We start from the raw sequence: 19,434 nt of genomic DNA, 5'->3' as shown, positions 1-19,434 counted from the left end.
TTTGGACTAACAGCGATGTCTCAGGTAGTGCGGTCGCGCAACTACGACCTCGGCAAGCGCGCCGACGACGTGCTGGTTACCCGCACGCGCATCGCCGAGGCCGCGATGCAGCTGCACGGCAGCCTGGGCCCGGCCCGCACCACGATCTCCGCCGTCGCCGAGCTCGCCGGCGTCCGGCGAAACACGCTGTACCGCCACTTCCCCACCGAGGACGAGCTCTTCGCAGCGTGCTCCGAGCACTTCTGGTCGCTGCACCCGCTGCCCGACCCCGCACGGTGGCGCCAGGTCGATGAACCGCAGTGCCGGTTCGAGGAAGCCCTCAGCGCCGTGTACGCGTACTACGGCGAGACCGCCGACATGCTCGCGAACCTGACCCGCGATGCCGGGTTCATGCCGGTCGTCGAGCGCTCGCTGGAGCAGTACCGGGCGCTGCTCGAGGACATCGCGCACATCGCGGGCGAAGACCAGCCGGCTCGTGCGACCGCTCGGCACGCGCTGGACTTCAGCACCTGGCGCTCGCTGGTGCTGCGCGGCGGGCTGAGCGACGACGTCGCGGTGGAGCTGATGTCCGCGCTCGCGTTCGGCACCGCCGGACGCCGGGGCGCCGTGGCCGAACCGGCGCCGCAGCAGGGCAAGCGCGACGCCGTGGTGCGCGCGGCCTTCGCGGCGTTCGCCGAGCACGGGTTCCGCGTGAGCCTCGACGAGATCGCCGAGCGCGCCGGCGTGTCGAAAGTGACCATCTACAGCCATTTCACGAGCAAGGAAGCCCTGTTCCGCACGGTTATCACCGAGCAGCTCGACGAGGCTGTCGCGGCGGCGCGCAAGCTGTCGTCGGGCGAGTTCGATCTGCGCGCGCTGTGCGAAGCGTGCGTCGACGTGCTGACGTCTCCCGCAATGGTCAACCTGCACTCCGTGCTGGAGGCGGAGGCAAAGCGGTTCCCCGACGACACCGCGGCGTGGCTCGGCCGCGTGCCGGCGGAGCTGCGGCGGGTGCTCGAAACCGCGGTGCGCGCGTTGCCGGGCATCCGGATTCCCGACCCGGCCGCGGCGGTGAGCCAGCTGTACGCGCTGTGCGTGCAGCCCGGTTCGCCCGACGTGATCGAGTCCGGGGTGGCGATGTTCCTGAAGTTCTACGAAACGCCGCCGAACACCAAGCCCAGCAAGGCGTAACCGCCGGCGCCGAGGGCCACGAGCGGCAGGGTGGCCGCGGCGGGCCGCCACGAGCGTCGGCTGAGGACGGTGAGCAGTACCCCGGCCACGACCAGCATCGTCACGCCCGCGCCGGGCGAGCCGAGGACCACGAGCCGGTACAGCCCGTCCACCGCGAAGAGCGCGACCAGCAGCGCGAGGCCGACGGCGCCGGGCCGGCTGTCCGGCCGGTGCCGCCACCACGCCGCGCCGAGGCCGAAGACGATCCCCGCGAGCACCGCACCGACCGCCCACACGGCGGCGGTGACCAGCGCACCCGCCGAATACAGGCCGTTCACGGCTTGGGCCACGCCGTACCAGACCACGAGCGCCAGCAGCAGCGAACCCACCGCCGCCGCGGCGACCCGCCACGACGGCCGCCCGCCGGCGCAGCCGACGAGGAAGGCAAGCGCGGACCAGGTCGCGATCGAGTTGGTCGTCCAGCCGAACGGCGTCAGCTGCGTCAGGTAAGTGCCGACGCCCAGCACCACGCCACCGGCCAACGCGACGGTTTTCTGCATCAGCCTTCCAGGAACTCGAGACGGTTGCCCACCGCGTCGAACGTGTGGAACCGGCGCCGGCCGGGGATCTCAGCCGGGTCCGCCCACACCACCCGGTGCCCGGCGGCCGCCACCGCCTCCGCCGTGGCGTCCACGTCGACCACGAAGGCCGGGTGCGCCTTGGCCGCGGGCCGGAAGTCTTGTTCGACGCCGACGTGCAGTTCCCCGTCCGGCCCACCGACCCCGGGCACACGGAACCAGCAGCCGCCGCGCCGGGCAAGCAGCGGCGGTTTCGGCAGCTCGGGCCACCCGAGCACCCCGGTGTAGAAGGCGCGCTGCGCGTCCTCCGCCCCGGCCGGGCAGGCCACTTGCACGTGGTGGATCACGGCGTCGAGGCTACCTGGGGGCACCTTCTGCCGGAGAGGACCTGACCCGCCCGGTTCACTCGAACGGGAAGCCACTCGGGCCGCCTGCGCGGCCATGATCGCCTTATCTTCGGAGCGTGGCCTACCTGCTCACGTCGATCCCGTTCTTCGCCGGCTTCGCGATCAGCTTCCGCTTCGAGCGGCGGCGGTTGCTGAACGGCGTGTTGTTGCTTGCCGGCCTGTTGTTCCTCGCGATCGGCGTGATCTTCGCGCTGCTGGACATCCCCGCGGTGCACGACGTGGTCGACGGCAGCGTGCTGGCGATCGCGTTCTTCCTCGTGGTCGCGGTGCTGCTGCCGGCGTTCCTGGTGCTCAACGGACTGCAGATGGTGCGCCGCGAGGGGCGGCGGCTCGGGAACCTGCTGTCGCTGCTCGCGGGGCTGGCGATGTTCGCCTTCGCGCCCGCGTTGCTGGTGCTGGGGAAGAACGCGGTGCCGCGCGCGGTGGAGGTGGTGATCATCAGTGTGTCCATTGTGCTCGGTTATCTCAGCCTCGCGTTCGCCGCGTTCGTGCTGTGTTCGGTGGGGTACGGGCTGCTGCGGCCGCCGAAGGGGGCGGACTTCATCGTGGTGCACGGGTCGCGGCTGATCCGCGGTGCGGTGCCGCCGCTGCTGGCCAGCCGGCTCGACCGGGGGCGGGCGTTGTACGACGCCGGAGTCGCACGAGGAGCGGCGCCCACGCTCGTGACGTCCGGTGGTCAAGGTGCCGACGAGACGCAGCCGGAAGCCGAGGCGATGGCCGATTACCTGGTGGCGCAAGGCATTCCGCGCGAGGAGATCGTGCTGGAGGACCGTTCCACGACCACGCGCGAGAACCTGATCTACAGCCGCGAGCTCATGACCGAACGCAAACCCGGCTACCACTGCCTGCTCATCACCAACAACTTCCACGCCTTCCGCACCGCGATGCTGGCGCGGCGCCTCAAGGTCAACGGCCAGGTCGTCGGCTCCCACACCGCCTGGTACTACGTGCCGAGCGCCACGATCCGCGAGTTCATCGGCATCCTGCGCGACTACCGGATCCTCAACGGCGTGGTGATCGTGCTCCTCGCGGCGGCATACCCGGTGTCGCTGGCCTTCTGAGCCGCTGCGACACCGGGTCGGCGCCGGGAATCGGCCGCGATGGATCTGCCGACGACACGTCTCACACCACCGGGGCACCGGTCCGCGCCCGAACGCCGGCCGCGTCCTCGCCCGGTGCCACCTCCACCAGCCGCAGGCCGTCCGGGGTGATGTCGAGGACGGCGAGGTCGGTGATGATGCGGTCGACCACGCCGGTGCCGGTCAGTGGAAGCGTGCAGCGCGACACCAGCTTCGGCTCGCCGTCCTTCGTGACGTGATCGGTCAGCACGACCACGCGTTTCGTGCCGGCGACCAGGTCCATCGCGCCGCCCATGCCCTTGACCAGCGTGCCGGGGACGCTCCAGTTGGCGAGGTCCCCGTTGGCTGCGACCTGCAACGCGCCCAGCAGCGCCAGGTCGATGTGGCCGCCGCGGATCATGGCGAACGACGTGGCCGAGTCGAAGAAGCTCGCGCCCGGGGCCACGGTGACGGTCTGCTTGCCGGCGTTGATGAGGTCGGCGTCCTCCTCGCCCTCGACCGGGAACGGGCCCAGGCCGAGGATGCCGTTTTCGCTCTGCAGCGTGACGTGGACGTCGTCGGGCACGTGGTTCGCGACCAGCGTCGGGATGCCGATGCCGAGGTTCACGTAGTCGCCGTCGCGCAGTTCGCGGGCGGCGATGGCGGCCATTTCGTCGCGGGTCCAGCTCATGCGCAGGCCACCTCCTTCGGGCGGACGGTGCGTTTCTCGATGACCTTTTCCCGTTGCCTCGCAAGGACGAGCCGCTGAACGAACACGCCCGGCGTCATCACGTTTTCCGGGTCGACGAAGTCGTCCAGCAGGATCTCCGCTTCGGTGAGGCAGACCCGTCCGCAGGCCGCGACGAGCGGGTTGAAGTTGCGTGCTGCCAAGCGGTACGTGAGGTTGCCGGCGCGGTCGGCCGTGTGGGCGTGGACCAGCGACACGTCGGCGACGATGCCGCGTTCGAGCACGTAGGTCCGGCCGTCGAACTCGGCGTGGGGCTTGCCGTCGGCCACCGGGGTGCCGACGCCCGTCGGCGTGTAGAACGCGGGAATGCCGGAGCCGCCGGCACGCAGGCGTTCGGCGAGGGTGCCTTGCGGGACCAACTCCACGTCGAGCTCGCCGTCGAGGAACTGACGGGCGAAAAGCTTGTTCTCACCGACGTAGGAAGCGACCACTTTGGACACCTGGCGGTTCTCGAGCAGGATCCCGAGGCCCTGGCCGTCGACGCCCATGTTGTTGGACACCACGGTCAGGTCGCGCACGCCGGAGTCGCGCACGGCCTCGATGAGGTCCGTCGGGTTGCCGCTCAGGCCGAACCCGCCAACGGCGAGGGTCGCGCCGTGGGTGAGCACGCCGGCGAGTGCTTCGGCGGCGCTGGGATAGATCGTCGGCAAGGTGTTCCTCCCGTCCACTGAATGATCGGACGGCGCCACTCAAGAGCATGGGTTTGTGCCTGGTCAACGCCCTCACGTGGGCCTCTCACTCGCCGATCGCCGGTCGGGAGCGGCGTTCACTCAGCGAACGGATGAACGTAAGCTGCAGAGCATGGCCAACGCCCCGGACCACCTCGTCGGCCGCGCGGCCGCGGTGCTGCGCGCGCTGTCCCACGGCCAGGGCTCCACGACCACCGAAGTCGCGCGCGCCGCCGGTCTGGCCCGCCCGACCGCGCACCGACTGCTCACCGCGCTGGGCGACGAGGGGTTCGTGGACCGTGACCAGCGCACCGGGCAGTGGCACCTGGGCCCGGAGCTGTACCTGCTCGGCGAGGTCGCCGCCCAGCGCTACGACGTGACCGAGCACGCGCGCGCGAGCGTCCACCGCCTGGCCGAGGCCACGGGCGAGAGCGCGTTCTTCTCCGCCCGCCGGGGCGACGAAACCGTGTGCCTGCTGCGCGAGGACGGCAGCTTCCCGATCCGCTCCTTCGTCCTGTACGAGGGCGCGCGCTTTCCCCTCGGCGTCGTCTCGGCGGGGCTCGTCGTGCTGTCCTTCCTGCCCGACCGCGACATCGACGAGTACCTCGGCCGCGTCGACCTGACGCAGAAGTGGGGCGCGGCGCACAGCGCGGACGACCTGCGCGCCCGCATCGCGCGCACCCGCGAGACGGGCTATTCGCTCAACCCGGGCCTCGTGGTCGAGGGAAGCTGGGGGTTGGCGGCCGCGGTGTTCGGCCGCTCGGGCGCACCCGCGTGGGCGCTTTCGCTGACGGGCGTGCAGTTCCGCTTCCCGCCGGAGCGGCTCACCGAGCTGGGCTCGCTGCTGCTGCGTGAAGCCCATGCGCTGACCCGGAAACTGTCCTCGGCGTAGGCTCGACACGAGGCTTTCGTCCACAGTGGACCACATCAAGAGGAGCGCAGCAGTGACCGAGACACCGGCCTTCGCCGAGCGCATGAAGACGATGCTCAACGAGGCGTGCCTGGCCCTGCAGGTGAGCGTCGGGCACCAGACCGGCCTGTTCGACGTGCTGGCCGGCCTGGCCCCGTCGACGAGCGAGCAGATCGCCGGGGCCGCCGCCCTGAACGAGCGCTATGTCCGGGAATGGCTCGCCGCGATGACAGTCGGCGGCATCGTCTCCTACGACCCCGAGACTCGTCGCTACACGCTGCCGGCCGAGCACGCCGCGTCGCTCACCCGCGCCGCGGGCCTGGGCAACCAGGCCTCGATGCTGCAGTACCTCGCGATGATGGGTGAGGTCGAGCAGCAGGTGGTGGCCGCGTTCGAGGACGGCGGCGGCGTGCCGTACTCGGCGTACCCGCGGTTCCAGAAGCTGCAGGGCGAAGAGTCCGCACGCACCTTCGACGCTGAGCTGCTCACCACCGTCCTGCCGCTCGCGCCCGGCCTGGCAGAGCGGCTGACCCGCGGGATCGCGGCGCTCGACGTCGGCACCGGCCAGGGCCACGCCGTCAACCTCCTGGCGCGCGCGTTCCCCGCGAGCACCTTCACCGGCGTAGACGTCTCCGAAGCCGGCATCGCCGCCGCGCGGGAAGAAGCGCGGGCCTGGGGGCTGACGAACGCGTCGTTCGCCGTCTCCGACGCCACCGGTCTCGAAGGCGAGTACGACCTCGTCACCACCTTCGACGTGATCCACGACTCCGCGGCGCCCGACGACGTCCTCGCGGCCATCCACCGCGTGCTGCGCCCCGGCGGCACCTACCTCATGCAGGACACCGCGTGCTCGACGCGGCTCGAGGACAACATCGCGCACCCGCTCGCGCCCGCGTTGTACACGTTCTCCGTCTTCTACTGCATGAGCGTCTCCCTAGGCCAAGGCGGCGTCGGCCTCGGCACGATGTGGGGCGAGCAGGACGCGCTGGCCCGCCTCGCGAAGGCGGGCTTCACCGACGTGACCACCGGCAAGCGTCCCGACGACGTGATGGACCTCTACTACGTCGCGCGCAAACCCGCGTAGCCCTCAGTTCTTGCGCGCGAGCGGCCAGCGGCGGCCGATCGCGACGTGCAGGATCACCGACACCCCGATGGCGTTGAGGGTGACGTGGCCGACCCAGCCGATCGGCGTGCCGCGGTTCCAGTGCAGCTCTTCGGCCAGCGCCAGCAGGACCACGTGCAGCACCGCGGCGAGGGCCAGCGTCAGCAGCAAGGACACGGTTCGTTCGAGCCACGCGGGCCAGCGCGCCGGCAGGGCGTCTTCGAAGAGCATGCCGACGACGAGCCCCGCGGCCACGAAGTCGCCGGCGAGCGCGGACAACGTCGGGACGGGCAAGCCCTGCAGGACCACGTAGGTGAGGATGCCGGCGCCGATGGTCGCGACGTTCGCGCAGACGAACCGCACCCACTGCGTTCGCAGGTGGTGGAACGGCCAGCCGCGCCACATCACGAACAGCAGCACCTGCCACACGCCGATGAACGTGAGCACCGCGCCGAACACGCCGGGGTCGAGCAGGCCGTGGCCGCCGCCCTTGAACGGGGTTCCGCCGAGCAGCAATACGTAGAGCAGGATCGAGATCGCCCACGACAGCACCACCGCGCAGATCCCGCCCGGGATGGGCTTGAGCCACAGCCGCAGCGGCCAGTGTTCGCTCACCAGCGTCAGCTCGAGCATCACCACGAACGCCGCGCCCGCGAGCGGCAGCGTCACGGGGAACGTGCTCAGCTCGAGGTTCTCCGGCGTCGGGTCGAAGATCGCGGCGAACGACAGGTGGCCCACCACGGCCTCGCCGAAGAACGTGAGCGCGATCCCGCCCACCGCGATGAGCGCCAGGTCCGCCCACCCGGCCCAGTCCGGCCCGAGCCGCGTGCCCGGCCAGTCCTCCCACCAGAACGCGATCATCGAGACGACCGGCAACGCGAACGTCACGATCGGCGCCAACACCAGCAACGACGGCTCCGCACCCCCAGCCCCGGCGGCGATCAGCACCGCCACCACGACCACCGGCAGGAGACCCGCCACACCGAGCCCGGGCTGCCGCGCCCAGCGCGAGGTGCCGGGCCCGGTCGGGTCGGTTCGGCGGTGCCGTTCGCGACGGGTGATCGTGGGGTGGGGTGTCGGTTCCGTGGTCGCTGTTCGGTCGGCGCCTTCCGCTCTGCCGCTCACCGTGAGCCGTACCCTCCGTCGGTCACGAGCCCGCACGCCTGTCGCCTTGGCTGCAGTTCCATGCTCGTCCTCCGCGGTACCGCGCTTGTCCTCGACGTTCCAGTCCCAAGAACGCCGCACCGCGAACACCGACGGGCCGCCCACGTGACTCGGGTGCGGCCAGGCTAACCAGCGCCTCAGGTCATCTCAAGAACGCCGCTACCGGCGATGACGTTCGGGCATGAACCGGCCCCCGTGCCAACCCGCGACGGGAATCCCGTCCAGGAGGCGAAACATCACAGCACAGCGAGCCGGTCCAGCAACCGTTCCGCCAGGCTGATCTCGGCGCTCAGCGGGTGGTCCTCCGCGAGATAGGGCAGGGTGCCCTCCGCGAGGCGGAAGGCTTCGCGCAGCGGGGTGTTCGGCAGGGCGACCCCGGAGAGGCGCAGGGCGCGCACGGCGGCGAGGAGTTCGCAGGCCAGGACGGTGCGGTAGGCGGCGGTCGCGGCGACCGTGCTGCGAACGGCGTGCGTGGAGAAGCTCGCGTGGTCCTCGAGGCCGCGGGAGATGACCGCGGTGCCGAGCGTCACGGGGGACGCGGCGTGGCGGAGGGTGCCCAGGGCGTCGTGGGCGACGTATTCCAGGATCATGATTCCGGAGCTTCCGGCGGGGCCCTGGGCGAGAAAAGGGGGCAAGCCGCTGAGATCCGGCTCGACCAGGTCGCCGAGGCGGGCGGTGGACAGCTCGGCGACGTGGTGCAGAGCGGCGCGCAGGTGGTCGAAAGCCAGTGCGACGTGAGCCGTCGAGAACTGGCCGTGGTGGTAGGCCTGCTGGGTTTCCACGTCGATCAGCGGGTTCTCGGCCGCGGCGTTGATGTCGATGTCCAGGACCCGCTCCACCGAGGCGGCCGCGTCGAGGGCCGGGCCCTGGACCTGGGGGAAAGCGCGCAGGCCGAACGGGTCCTGCAGCCGGCGGCCCTCCACGACCTCGTCGCCCTCGAACAGCAGCCGGCGGAGTTCGGCGGCGCAGAACACGGCGCCGGGATGGGGGCGAGCGGCGTGGACGCGCGCCGAATAGGCCTCGGCGGAGCCGCCGAGAGCGCAGAAGGTCAGAGCCGTCACCACGTGGGACGCGGACAGCAGGCGGCGCAGGTCGTGCCAGGCCAGGACGGCCTCGGCGAGAGTGGCGGCGTTGCTGGAGATGAACGCGAGCGCGTCGCCGGGGCTGATCGGCAGCGGGTCGAGGTCGCCGGCGGCCCACGGGAGCTCGCCGGCCAGCGTCAGGGCGACCTCGGCCAACGCGGTCAGGTCGCCGGTGCCAATGGCGCCGCGTGAGTGCACCAGGGGCAGAGCCCCGACCCGCAACGCCGTCTCCAAAGCACGCAGCAGCCGCGGGTGCACGCCGCTGCCGCCGGCCGCCAGCTGGTTGAGCCGGACCGCCATCACGGCGCGCACGACCTCGTCCGCCAGCGGCTCGCCCGTCCCGCCGGCGTGGCTGCGCAGCAAGCGCAACCCGTGGTGGTCAGCCGATTCCGGGTCGACGACCGTGTGCCGGTTCGCGCCGACGCCGGTCGTGCGGCCGTAGACCGCGCGCTTGGCGCCCAGCTCCACCGCCAGCTCGTAGCTCGCCGCGGCGCCGGTCACGGCTTCGGGCGCCAGCTCCGTCCACGCGCTGCGACGAGCCACGCGGACCACGTCGGCGCAGCGGAGGCCGGACCCGCTGATCTCGATGCGGCTGGAGTCGGTCATCGCCACCCCTCTTGACAAGCTTTCATTCATTCCTATGGTGACATGAAACTATTCATTCGCTCCGCTGGCAAGGAGGCCCGGGTTGTCCCGGTCGCTGCACGAGCTGCTCACCGCCCACCGGCTGACCCCGGCGCAGCGGCGCATCGCCAGCTACCTCACCGACCACGCCGCGGAGGCGGCGGCGCTCACCAGCGGCGAGCTCGCGGAGTACGCGCAGGTCAGCCAGCCGTCGGTCACGCGGTTCGTCGCGCTGCTCGGCTTCGACGGCTACGCCGGGTTCCGCCGCTACCTGCGCGAGGCCGCGGCCGAGCCCGAGCCCGAGTGCGGCGGCAACAAGTTCCAGGACGCCATCGACGCCGACCTGCGCAACCTCACCGCCCTGCGCGCGCAGCTGGCCGACGACACCCGCCTCAGAACGATCGCCGCGAGCCTCATGGACTCCGTGCCGCTCGTCGTCGCCGGCTACCGCGTCTCAGCCGCGCAGGCCGCGTCGTTCGCTTATCTCGCCACCAAGATCCACCCGGACGTCCGCCTGCTCACGGACCCCGGCAGCGTCTTCGGCGACGCCCTGCGCCACGCCCACCGGTGTGGTGCCCGGACGCTCGTCCTCGTCGCGCTCCCCCGCTACCCCCGGGAAAGCGCCGCGGCCCTCGAGCAGGCTCGCGCACTGGGCCTGCGCACGCTCCTGATCACGGACCGGCCCGTCTCGGCGCTCACCCCGCTCGCCGACGACGTGCTGCACGCGGGCGTCGCCTCCGAGTTCGTGTTCGACTCCCACGCCGCGGTCACCTCCCTGACCGTGGCGCTCGTCGAGGCGATGGCCGACGCGGCCGGCGCCCTGGCCCGGCAACGACTGGAAGGCTTCGAAGACTATGCCGCAGAGCAAGACCTCTTCCTCCCCGAGTAAAGAGGGAGGAGGGTCGGCAGCGTCGAATTCTTCAGCGTTCGACGACGTCCCGCTCAACCGCTTCCACCTCCGCATCACCGCGCTGACCTTCTGCGCCAACTACTCCGACGGCTACGAGCTCGGCATCATCAGCATCGCCCTGCCGTTGATCGCGGCGCAGCTCGGATTCGGCACGGTGTGGGAGGGGCTGCTCGGCGCGTCGGCGCTGATCGGGATCTTCCTCGGCAGCATCGTCGTCGGGTGGGCGGCGGACAAGATCGGCCGCCAGCGACTGTACACAGTGGACTTCCTGCTGATCGCTGTGGCGTCGGCCGCCGAGTTCTTCGTGACCAGCCCGACGCAGCTGTTCATCCTGAGACTGTTGATCGGCATCGGCATCGGCGCCGACTACGCGCTCGGGCCGACACTCGTCGCGGAGTTCGTGCCCCGCAAGTACCGCGGCGGGCTGCTGGCTTCGCTCACCGTGCTGTGGACGGTCGGTTATGTCGCGGCGTTCTTCCTCGGCAACTACGTCGTGAGCCTCGGTGGCGAGTCGTGGCGCTGGTTGCTCGCGTCGAGCAGCATCCCCGCGATCGCCGTGGTGCTGCTGCGCATCGGCGTGCCGGAGTCACCACGGTGGCTGCTGTCGCAGGGCCGCGTCGACCAGGCGCGGGCGGTCGTCGAGCGGCTGCGCGGCGACGTCGAGGCGTTCGAAGACCTCGTGCGCAACCACGTCTCGGCGCGGCGCGTGCGCTACCGCGAGCTGTTCGGCAAGAAGTACTGGCGCAACACGGCGTTCGGCACGATCTTCTACAACGCCCAGGTGGTGCCGTACTTCGCCATCTACACGTTCCTGCCGCTGGTCCTGCTGAAGATGGGCGTCGGCGAGGAGGACACGACCAGCGACGGCCTGCTGAACCTGTTCCTGCTCGCCGGCAGTCTCGGCGGTCTGTGGCTGGTGGCGAAGATGTCGCGGCGCGGGCTCACGATCTGGTCGTTCGTGGTCCTCATCGCGACGATGGCGCCGATGGCGATCTGGCCCGACGCGCCCACCGCGTTGGTTTTCCCGCTGTTCCTGGTCTTCACGTTCACCATGTCCGCCGCCGTGAACCTCGACCAGGTCTACCCGCCGGAGCTGTTCCCCACCGACCTGCGCAGCTCCGGCGTCGGCCTGCTCAACGGCCTCAGCCGCGTCGGCTCGGCCATCGGCACCTTCCTGCTGCCCCTGGCGCTGGACGGCATCGGCTTCTCCCCCACCATGCTGATCCTCACGCTGGTGCTGGCAGGCGGCCTGGTCGTCTCGCTGCTGTGGGCGCCGGAGACGAAGAACTCGACGATGGACTGACCTACCGCGGACGGACCTACCGCGCAGCCTCGGCCGTGAGCCGGGGCTGCGCGAGACCGGTTTTCAACGCCGCGGCCATCGTCGCCACGCGGTGGCCCTGCGCGCGGGCCGCTGCCAGCGCCGGTTCGTCGACGGCGATCGAGCCGTCCTCGCCCGTGATGTGGCTTGCGCCGTAAGGGTTTCCGCCCGAGTCGTTGGCGTGGCCCTTGAAACCGGGCGGCACAAGCACGCCACCGAAGTGGTAAACGGAGTTGTACAGCGCGAGCAACGTCGTCTCCTGCCCGCCGTGGGCCGAGGCGCTCGAGGTGAACCCGCTGTAGACCTTGTCCACGAGCAGGTCACGCGCCCACAGCCCCGTCAGCGTGTCGAAGAACTGCTTGAGCTGGCTGGCGACGTTGCCGAACCGCGCGGGAGTGCCGAACACGATCCCGTCGGCCCAGAGCAGATCTTCGTGTGCGGCAACGGGAACGTGCCCGGTCGCGGCCAGGTGCTCACGCCAGTCGCGGTTGCGGGCGATCGCGCTCGCCGGCGCGATCTCCTCGACGCGCCGCAGCCGCACCTCGGCGCCCGCCGCCACCGCACCTTCGCGCACGGCCTCCGCCAGCGTGAACACGGTCCCGGTCGCGGAGTAGTAGACGACGGCGATCCTGCAGCGCCCTTCGGACATGACCCGCTCCCCTCGCTGTTCCGGCAAGCCAGATCGTATCATTAGATACAGTTTCATTCGAAACATTGATCGAAACTAACCAACGGGACGCCCACCTCATCCCGCACGGGCGAGGACTCCCGTGCGCGGCCGGTCCACCGTGGGGCGACGGGAAACCGACGAGAGGCACCGCTATGTCTGACTACATCCGGATGCAGGGAAGTGACCCGCGGGCGATGGACTCGGCGCGGCCGGGCTTCGCCGAACCGCGCGCGGCGAACGGGTGGACCGCGTTCGCGGCCACGATCGCGATGCTCGCCGGCTTCTTCAACATCATCATCGGGCTCGTGGCGCTGTTCAAGAACAACTACTACGTGGCCGCGCCGGGCGGCTACCTCGTGCTGAACCTCACCGGCTGGGGCTGGCTGCACCTCATCGTCGGCGCGCTCGCGGCCGCCGCCGGCGCCGCCCTGTTCAGCGGCGCCGGCTGGGCCAAGGTCGTCGTGGTGGTGCTCGCCGGGTTCAACGCGCTGGCGATGCTCGCGTTCCTCTCGGCCGCCCCGGCGTGGGGGCTGATCGTGATCGCGCTCGACGTCCTCGTGATCTGGGCCGTGATCGCCCACTCCTCGGAACCCGAAACTTCAGTCTGAGAGTGACCCGGGCAAGACCTCACCCAGCGCGGGTGAGGCCTTGCCCGTGAGCGGGGTGCTGTCGACGTAGTGCATCTCGTACGAGCGCTCGGTGAACTTCCAGCCGTCGGCTGTGCGCCGGTAGCTGTCGTGGTACACGGAGTGGTTGAGGTGCGAACTGCCGTCGCGCAGCCGCCCGAACTCCACGATGTACGCGCGTCCGGTGGCGGTGTCGCCGTCGAGGCGGATCGAGCCCGGGTGCACGGTCTGCAGGAAGTACTCCCACAGCTGCCGCGAGCGCTCGATCCCGCGGCGGATCCCGTCCCGGCCGGCGAGCTCGATGCCGGCCTCGGGAATGCGCCAGATGCCGTCCTCGTCGAAGAGCGAGGCGAGGCGGTCGAAGTCGCGCATCATCCCGGCGTCGGTGAACTCCGCGCACAGCGCGCCGAGCTCGACGCGGTCGGCGATGGCCTGGAAGTCGGTCATGGTTCTCCTGTCACATCCTTCGTCCGTGGTCCGTCAACCCTCTGACGGACCACGACGGAGGAACCTGACAGTGGACGCAGTTCTGGTTGAGCAGTTCGAAGCGCACCGCGACCACCTTCGCGGGGTCGCCTATCGGATGCTGGGCTCGGTGACCGAGGCCGAGGACGCCGTTCAGGAGGCCTGGCTGCGGCTTTCGCGCGCCGACACGGGCGGCGTGGCGAACCTCGGCGGCTGGCTGACCACGGTCGTCAGCCGCGTGTGCCTCGACGTGCTGCGCTCGCGCAAGTCCCGTCGCGAGGAGCCGCTGGAGACGCACGTGCCGGACACGATCGTCGCCGACCCGGACCCCGCCGAGCAGGCGGTGCTCGCCGACTCGGTCGGGCTCGCGCTGCTCGTGGTGCTGGAGACGTTGTCGCCGGCCGAACGGCTCGCGTTCGTGCTGCACGACCTGTTCGGCGTGCCCTTCGCCGAGATCGCGCCGATCGTCGACCGCACCCCCACCACCGCCGCGCAGCTGGCCAGCCGTGCCCGCCGCCGGGTCCGGGGCGCCGCGCTGCCCGACGCCGGCGTCGCCGCGCAGCGCGAGGTCCTCGACGCGTTCCTGGCCGCCTCCCGCTCGGGTGACTTCGACGCGCTGCTCGCCGTGCTCGACCCGGACGTGGTGCTCCGCGCCGACGCCGGTGTCACCGGCGGCTCACGGCTCATCCGCGGTGCCGCCCAGGTGGCGAGCCAGGCGGTGCTGTTCGAGCAGCTCGGTGCCGAAAGCCGGCCCGTGCTCGTGAACGGTGCGCCCGGCCTGCTCGCGATCCTCGACGGCACGCCGCGGGCCGTGTTCTGCCCGACGGTGCGCTCCGGTCGGATCGTCGAGATCAACATCCTCGCCGACCCGGCGCGGCTCGCCCTGTTGGGCCTGTGACCCCCGAACTCAGCCGGCCAAGGTGGCGCCGGGCACCCGCACGTTGAGCGCGCTGCCCGGGTTGAGCAGCAGGTCCCGCGTCGCCAGCTCGGCCGCGAGCTCGCGCACCGCCACCGCGCGGAACTCCTGGCCGGGCTGGGATTCGGGCAGATAACCCTCGGAGGTGTAGGCCGGCACGACCTCACCGTCCTCGTACGGCGTCGCGACCACCGGGCGGTCCGGTTCGGTCACCACGTAGACCGTGGCGTCGACCAGTGCCGAGTGGACACCCGAGTTGTCGCCGGTGCCGGTGATGACCGCCTGCAGCGCGGCCTCGAGCTCGTTGGTGGGCCGGGGAATGCCCAGCGCCAGCGTGCTCGGGCGGTATTCCGGGTTGGGGATGAAGTCACTGGCGACCTCACCGCGTTCGTCGACCCGGTAGGCGCCGGCGATCGCGGCACCCGGCACGTCGTCGGCCCCCTCCATGGCGGGGTCCACCACGTAGAGCCAGCTGTCCGGCGACTGCCGCGCGCGCTCGCGCAGGCCCGGTGGCAGCGGTTCCGGGGTGGTATCCACAACTTTCTCCGATCCGTCGTCAGGCTCAGGCTAGCTCGGTGTGCTCAGTCCTTGGGCGGCACGGGAGGACCGCCCTTGGGCGGCGGCGTCGGCACGAAGTTCTCGTTCTCGATGAATGAGAGTGGGGGCCAGGCCTTCGGGTCATTCGGATAGACGATGTTCGGATGCCCGCCGGGCGCGCCGGGCACCACATTGTAGTGACCGTCGATCTTCCAGGCACCGGAGATCTGCGAGCCCGGGATGTGGTCGATCGCGGCCCACTCGTTCTGGTTGTCGAAATGCGGCAACCGGTCCGGGTGCGAAGGCAGGTGGACCATCGTGCCAGGCTTGTTTTCGATCTGGTACACGTAGCCTTCGTGGTTGAAGAACGTCTTGTTGTCGGTCTTTCCCCAGAAGCCGGTTTTTGTCGTTTCGACGAGGGGATCGGCGCCGGTCTTGGGCGGCACGAACTGCATGCCGCTCTCGTAGTCGCCCGAGGTGGAGACGTACCCACTCCCGGATTTCCACGACTGGTGCTGGTGATTGGCGATGTCGTAGTTGGGGCCCTTGGTCGGCATGGTGTTGCGAAACGCGTCGGACGTGAGGCCGTCCTTGAAAATGACCTCCGGTTTCGTGCCTGACCCGTGGAAAACCCAGCCTTGGGGATTTTGCGGGTTGTGCGAAAAGTCCGGGTCGGCCTGGTGCTTCTTCCCGTCCACGATTTCCTGCTCGGTGCGTGGCGGGGTCGCACCGTCGGAACTGTGCGACGGTCCGGGCTCCGGCGACGGCTCGCGCGACGGGTTCGGCGTGCTGCCGGTGTCGCCGACGTGGGCGGGTTCATCCGTGCTGCCCGCCCGGCTCGACGTGGTGCCGGTGCCTCCTCCCGACTTGCAGCTCGTCGGTGCCAGCCCCAGCGGGTCGGCGATGCGGAGCGGGTTGCTCACGTACGCCGCCGGGTTGGGCGCGGGCGCGAGGCCCAGCGGGTCCTGGCTGACGTAGCGGCCCGAAGCGGGGTCGTAGTAGCGGTAGAGGTTGTAGTGCAGCCCGGTTTCCGCGTCGAGGTACTGGCCGGGGAAACGCAGCGGGGTGGCCGTCGCGCCACCGTTGCCCGGCAGGTCGCGGCCCCACACCGTGGTGCGGCCCGACCAGACCGGCCGGCCCTCGGCGTCGAGCAGCTCGGCGGGCCGTCCGACGGGGTCGGTCACGATGGTGTGGAACAACCGGACGCCGCCGGTGCTCTCGTGCTGGGCCACCGGCGCGTCGGTGTCCGGGTCGTAGTCCCACGTGCGCACGCGGGTGGTCCCGTCGGCGAGCCGGTGCGACTCCTCGACGAGTTTCCCGCCGTCCCACACGAACTCGACCTGTTCGGCGATCTCGCCGCCCGGCCCGAACCGCTGCTTCGCGATGCGCCGGCCGACGGGGTCGTAGCGGTAGCGCCACCGCGAGCCGTCGGGGGTGGTCACGCCCGTCAGGCGGTCCTGACCGTCCCAGCCGTAGCTCCACACGAGCTCGCCGACGCGGCGCTGGACGACCCGGCCCTGTGCGTCGTGGCGGTAGGAGATCGCGCCCGCCGAGGTGAGGGTGTTGCCCAGGTAGGCCCGCGGGCCGCTTTCGGGCGCCGCCTGTCCCGCCACGCCGCTGAAGACGATGTTGCCCGCCACGTCGTAGCGGAAGCCCTCGCGCCGGTCGGCCGCGATCGCTTCGACGACGCGGCCGGCCGGGTCGAGCCGGAAGTCCGCGGTGCCGGAGAGGCTGTCGGAGGTGCGGACGAGGTGGCCGTCGGCCCGGTAGTCGTAGCGCCGGCGCAGGCTCGGGCCCTCCTGCACGGTGAGGCGCTGCTCGGCGTCGTACGCCTGGGTCAGCACGACCGTGCCGTCGAGCGAACGGCCCGTCTCCTTGCCCGCCGGGTCGCGGTCGAAGGCGAGCACGTGTCCCCCGCCGGCGAGGCCGACCGGAGCGCCCCTCTCGCCGAAGGACCACGAACTGTCCACTCCGGACGGTGTGCGCCGGGTGACCCGGGTGCCGTCCGGCGCGTAGGAGAACGTGGTGGTGCGGCCGTTGGTCGTCTGGGCGATGACGCGACCCCGGTCGTCGCGTTCGTACTCGATGACCGCGTCGGCGTTCTCCGCGCGGCGGAGCCGCCCGACCGGGTCGTAGGAGTACGTGGTGAGCCCGTGGTGCGCGCGACGCGCGACGACGTTGCCCAGCGTGTCGTAGGTGAGCTCGGTGAGCTCGCCGAGGCCGTTGAACGCGCGGGTGAGCTGTCCGGCGGCGTCGTACTCGAACCGCAGCGTGCGGCCGTCGAAATCGCGCTCTTCGGTGACGCGGCCCGCGTGGTCGTAGACGTAGCGCCAGGTCAGGCCGAGTGGGTTGGTCACCGCCAGCAGGCGCAACTCGGTGTCGTACGCGTACGTCGTGCGCCCGCCCGCCTCATCGACCTCGGCCACGACCACGTCGAACGGGCCGTACTCGCGCCGCGTGACGGCGCCGGTCTCGCTGACGTGGGCGACGTCGTTGCCTTCGCCGTCGTACGACCACTGCTCGCGCCCGCCGGCGGGGCCGGTGCGCGCGGCCCGCAGGCCCTCGACCGTCCAGTCGAGCCGCACCTGCCCGCCGGGGGTGTCGACGAGCGCCGGCCGGCCGAACAGGTCGGGGACGTAGCCCTTCGTGGTCCGCTCGGCCTCCGCGACCGCGTCGGGCAGCACGGCCGCGCTGCCGACACCCTCGGGACGGAACTCCCCCGCCACGCCGAGGCGCGCCGAGAACGGGTCGAGCGGCTCGTCGTACGTGCGGGTCCAGGTGCGCTCGCCGTCGCGAACGGCGATGGCCGCGACGAGTCCGCCGCGCAACGCGACCTGCACGACGCTGCCGTCGGGCCGGACCACGCGGCTCAGCGCGCCGGCGTCGTCGTACTCGAAGGACGTGGTGCGCCCGAGCTTGTCGCTGCGCATGAGCAACCGGTCGTAACGGTCCCAAGTGGACTCCGTGGCGTGGCCCGCCGCGTCGACCTCCCGCACGACCTGGTTGGCCTCGTTGAGGTGGTACTCGGTGCGGTGGCCGAGCGAGTCGGAGTAGACGGTGACGAGGCGCTCGCGGTCGTAGGCGAAGGTGCCGTCGCGGAAACCCTTGTCCCCCACCGTCCTCACGCACCGGCCGGCCGCGTCGTAAACGTAGCGGTACCAGGTGCCGGTGCGGTCCTGCCAGCCCGTGACGCGGCCCTGGGTGTCGTAGTCGAACAGCATCGGGCGGCCCGAGGAGTTCACGACCTGCGTGAGCCGGCCGTCGGTGTCGTAGCCGTAGCGGGTGACCAGCACGCTCTCACCCGAGGCGGGGTTCACGACCGACATCGCCGTGATCCGGTCGCGGGTCACGGTGAAGGCGACCTCGTACCCGTCGGAGTGGCGGATCCGTGCCGGGCGCCCCGTCCGGTCGTAGTCGACGTCGAAGCGCTGCCCGGCCCCGGCCACCGCCGTGAGCGGCAGCACGCCGGGAGCTTCTCCCACCACCGGGTCGAAGCGGAGACTGGTGCCACGCAACGGTTCTTCCAGCACGTAGCCGCCGTCGAGCCGCCGGGTCAGCGGCAGCCGCGGTCCCTCCACCGGCAGGCCGGTGGCGCCCGGCGCCGGCAGCCGGTACACGAGCACCATGCCGTCGGGCGAGAAGTAGCAGACGTCCTCGTCGTCGACCTCCAGGCGCTGGTCCACTGTGGACGCCCAGGAGCGGCCGAACCACCGCCCTGCGCGGTACGAGGAGACGTGCGTGCGCTCGAGCGAGAGCTCGAGGTCCAGCGGCAGCACCAGATCGGTCTGGTCGAGGATCATCTCGCCCGTGGCGACGTCGACGGGGTCCGACGCGCAGACGCGGCTGTCCTTGTCGACCGAGGTGTCGCGCGGGTTGTCCGGTTTGTTCGAGGGCGGGGCGCTCTTGGGAGTGCCGCCCTTCGGGGTGCCGCCACCGCCGGCGCCCGCCGGCACCGGGTCCGGATCGGTCTTGAGCGGGGGCGGGTCGCTTTTTACCGGCGGCGGAGTGCCACCACCACTTCCGGAGGAGCCACCGCCGCCCGAGCTCGATGCGTGGGTGGAGTCGTCGCCACCCTTCGACGCCGGCGGCGGGGTGTAGTCCTTGGCGTCGCCGCTGTAGCCCGAGGCCGACGTGCTGTCGTCGCCGCTCGATTTACCCGGGGGCGGCGTGTAGTCCTTGGGCGTGCCCTCGTAGCCGGAGCTCTTCGTGGAGTCGTCCGCACCGGACTTGCCCGGGGGTGGGGTGTAGTCCTTCGGCGTGCCCTCGTAGCCGCCGCCCTTGGGCGTGCCGCCGCCGTCGCCGCCGGGGGTTTTCACCGGCGGCGCCTTCGGGGTGCCCGAGAGGTCCTTCGTCTTCGGCGGCGGGGTGACCTTGCCGCCCTTGAGACCCTTGAACGCCTTCCCGGCGTCCTCGAACAGCGTCCCGGCCTTCTTCAGCAACGGCACCAGCGCCTTGAGCGCCTTGACCAGCTTGGTGACCAGGCCGGTGATCTGCGACGC

18 protein-coding genes are annotated in these 19,434 nt (G+C 71.0%); 8 read left to right on the top strand and 10 right to left on the bottom strand.

The features are described 5' to 3' along the window. Positions 1 to 15: 15 nt before the first annotated feature. The gene (locus tag ABZU76_RS45670; protein ID WP_354882910.1) at positions 16 to 1,170 is read left to right on the top strand and encodes a TetR/AcrR family transcriptional regulator; all 1,155 of its coding nucleotides are present in this window, start codon (positions 16 to 18) and stop codon (positions 1,168 to 1,170) included. Here the strand turns inward: ABZU76_RS45670 and ABZU76_RS45665 are convergent. Then, positions 1,131 to 1,709 carry a DUF6518 family protein gene (locus tag ABZU76_RS45665; protein ID WP_354882907.1) on the bottom strand — a complete coding sequence of 193 codons (579 nt, stop codon included), beginning with the start codon at positions 1,707 to 1,709 and terminating at the stop codon, positions 1,131 to 1,133. The two genes, ABZU76_RS45670 and ABZU76_RS45665, sit on opposite strands and share 40 nt — an antisense overlap. Beyond that, positions 1,709 to 2,074 (bottom strand): glyoxalase, encoded by a 366-nt coding sequence (locus tag ABZU76_RS45660; protein WP_354882904.1) that lies wholly within the window; start codon positions 2,072 to 2,074, stop codon positions 1,709 to 1,711. Before ABZU76_RS45660 ends, ABZU76_RS45665 begins: the two co-directional genes overlap by 1 nt. A 116-nt stretch (positions 2,075 to 2,190) precedes the next feature. On the opposite strand from ABZU76_RS45660, the gene ABZU76_RS45655 reads away from it, so the two are divergent. Next, entirely contained in the window at positions 2,191 to 3,195 is a 1,005-nt protein-coding gene (locus tag ABZU76_RS45655) for a YdcF family protein (protein WP_354882901.1), read from the top strand. A gap of 61 nt (positions 3,196 to 3,256) precedes the next feature. On the opposite strand, the gene ABZU76_RS45650 is transcribed toward ABZU76_RS45655, so the two are convergent. Together ABZU76_RS45650 and ABZU76_RS45645 are read right to left on the bottom strand one after the other, a co-directional pair. Further along, positions 3,257 to 3,883, bottom strand: coding sequence for a 3-oxoacid CoA-transferase subunit B (locus ABZU76_RS45650; RefSeq protein ID WP_354882898.1), 627 nt, complete (start codon positions 3,881 to 3,883; stop codon positions 3,257 to 3,259). After that, positions 3,880 to 4,590 (bottom strand): CoA transferase subunit A, encoded by a 711-nt coding sequence (locus ABZU76_RS45645; protein WP_354882895.1) that lies wholly within the window; start codon positions 4,588 to 4,590, stop codon positions 3,880 to 3,882. The genes ABZU76_RS45650 and ABZU76_RS45645 overlap by 4 nt, the downstream gene beginning before the upstream one ends. Positions 4,591 to 4,741: 151 nt before the next feature. Between ABZU76_RS45645 and ABZU76_RS45640 the strand changes: the two genes are divergently transcribed. Together ABZU76_RS45640 and ABZU76_RS45635 are read left to right on the top strand one after the other, a co-directional pair. Next, the gene (locus ABZU76_RS45640; RefSeq protein WP_354882892.1) at positions 4,742 to 5,500 is read left to right on the top strand and encodes an IclR family transcriptional regulator; all 759 of its coding nucleotides are present in this window, start codon (positions 4,742 to 4,744) and stop codon (positions 5,498 to 5,500) included. A 52-nt stretch (positions 5,501 to 5,552) separates the two neighbouring features. After that, positions 5,553 to 6,602: a class I SAM-dependent methyltransferase gene (locus tag ABZU76_RS45635; RefSeq protein ID WP_354882889.1), complete on the top strand. Its 1,050-nt coding sequence runs from the start codon at positions 5,553 to 5,555 to the stop codon at positions 6,600 to 6,602. A gap of 3 nt (positions 6,603 to 6,605) precedes the next feature. On the opposite strand, the gene ABZU76_RS45630 is transcribed toward ABZU76_RS45635, so the two are convergent. Beyond that, complete coding sequence (locus tag ABZU76_RS45630; protein ID WP_354882886.1) at positions 6,606 to 7,745, bottom strand: hypothetical protein; 1,140 nt, start codon at positions 7,743 to 7,745, stop codon at positions 6,606 to 6,608. Positions 7,746 to 8,020: 275 nt separating this feature from the next. Continuing rightward, a complete protein-coding gene (locus ABZU76_RS45625) occupies positions 8,021 to 9,472 on the bottom strand; it encodes an aromatic amino acid ammonia-lyase (protein ID WP_354882883.1) in 1,452 nt (483 codons plus the stop codon). Positions 9,473 to 9,554: 82 nt separating this feature from the next. Here ABZU76_RS45625 and ABZU76_RS45620 point away from each other — a divergent pair, with 82 nt between their 5' ends. Together ABZU76_RS45620 and ABZU76_RS45615 are read left to right on the top strand one after the other, a co-directional pair. Further along, on the top strand, positions 9,555 to 10,379 hold the full coding sequence (locus tag ABZU76_RS45620) for a MurR/RpiR family transcriptional regulator (RefSeq protein ID WP_354882880.1): 825 nt from the start codon (positions 9,555 to 9,557) through the stop codon (positions 10,377 to 10,379). Then, positions 10,345 to 11,703 carry an MFS transporter gene (locus ABZU76_RS45615; protein WP_354882877.1) on the top strand — a complete coding sequence of 453 codons (1,359 nt, stop codon included), beginning with the start codon at positions 10,345 to 10,347 and terminating at the stop codon, positions 11,701 to 11,703. The genes ABZU76_RS45620 and ABZU76_RS45615 overlap by 35 nt, the downstream gene beginning before the upstream one ends. Before the next feature lie 16 nt (positions 11,704 to 11,719). On the opposite strand, the gene wrbA is transcribed toward ABZU76_RS45615, so the two are convergent. Continuing rightward, the gene (wrbA, locus tag ABZU76_RS45610; RefSeq protein WP_354882874.1) at positions 11,720 to 12,370 is read right to left on the bottom strand and encodes an NAD(P)H:quinone oxidoreductase; all 651 of its coding nucleotides are present in this window, start codon (positions 12,368 to 12,370) and stop codon (positions 11,720 to 11,722) included. Positions 12,371 to 12,585: 215 nt separating this feature from the next. On the opposite strand from wrbA, the gene ABZU76_RS45605 reads away from it, so the two are divergent. Then, a complete protein-coding gene (locus tag ABZU76_RS45605) occupies positions 12,586 to 12,999 on the top strand; it encodes a hypothetical protein (protein ID WP_354883037.1) in 414 nt (137 codons plus the stop codon). On the opposite strand, the gene ABZU76_RS45600 is transcribed toward ABZU76_RS45605, so the two are convergent. Further along, complete coding sequence (locus ABZU76_RS45600) at positions 12,991 to 13,464, bottom strand: nuclear transport factor 2 family protein (RefSeq protein ID WP_354882871.1); 474 nt, start codon at positions 13,462 to 13,464, stop codon at positions 12,991 to 12,993. The genes ABZU76_RS45605 and ABZU76_RS45600 overlap by 9 nt on opposite strands. A 64-nt stretch (positions 13,465 to 13,528) precedes the next feature. Between ABZU76_RS45600 and ABZU76_RS45595 the strand changes: the two genes are divergently transcribed. Next, positions 13,529 to 14,380 carry a sigma-70 family RNA polymerase sigma factor gene (locus ABZU76_RS45595; RefSeq protein WP_354883034.1) on the top strand — a complete coding sequence of 284 codons (852 nt, stop codon included), beginning with the start codon at positions 13,529 to 13,531 and terminating at the stop codon, positions 14,378 to 14,380. A 9-nt stretch (positions 14,381 to 14,389) separates the two neighbouring features. Here the strand turns inward: ABZU76_RS45595 and ABZU76_RS45590 are convergent, their stop codons facing one another. Then, positions 14,390 to 14,935, bottom strand: a complete 546-nt coding sequence (locus ABZU76_RS45590) for a type VII secretion system-associated protein (protein WP_354882868.1) — start codon at positions 14,933 to 14,935, stop codon at positions 14,390 to 14,392. Between the two features lie 44 nt (positions 14,936 to 14,979). Continuing rightward, positions 14,980 to 19,434, bottom strand: a 4,455-nt coding sequence (locus ABZU76_RS45585; RefSeq protein ID WP_354882866.1) for a DUF6531 domain-containing protein, incomplete at its 5' end; no start/stop codon positions are given.

Origin of the sequence: Amycolatopsis sp. NPDC005232 (assembly GCF_040607795.1) — a bacterium.
In the GTDB taxonomy this organism is placed as follows: Bacteria; Actinomycetota; Actinomycetes; order Mycobacteriales; family Pseudonocardiaceae; genus Amycolatopsis.
The sequence above is the reverse complement of the archived record's forward strand: the minus strand, read 5'-3'. Positions and strand labels throughout refer to the sequence as shown.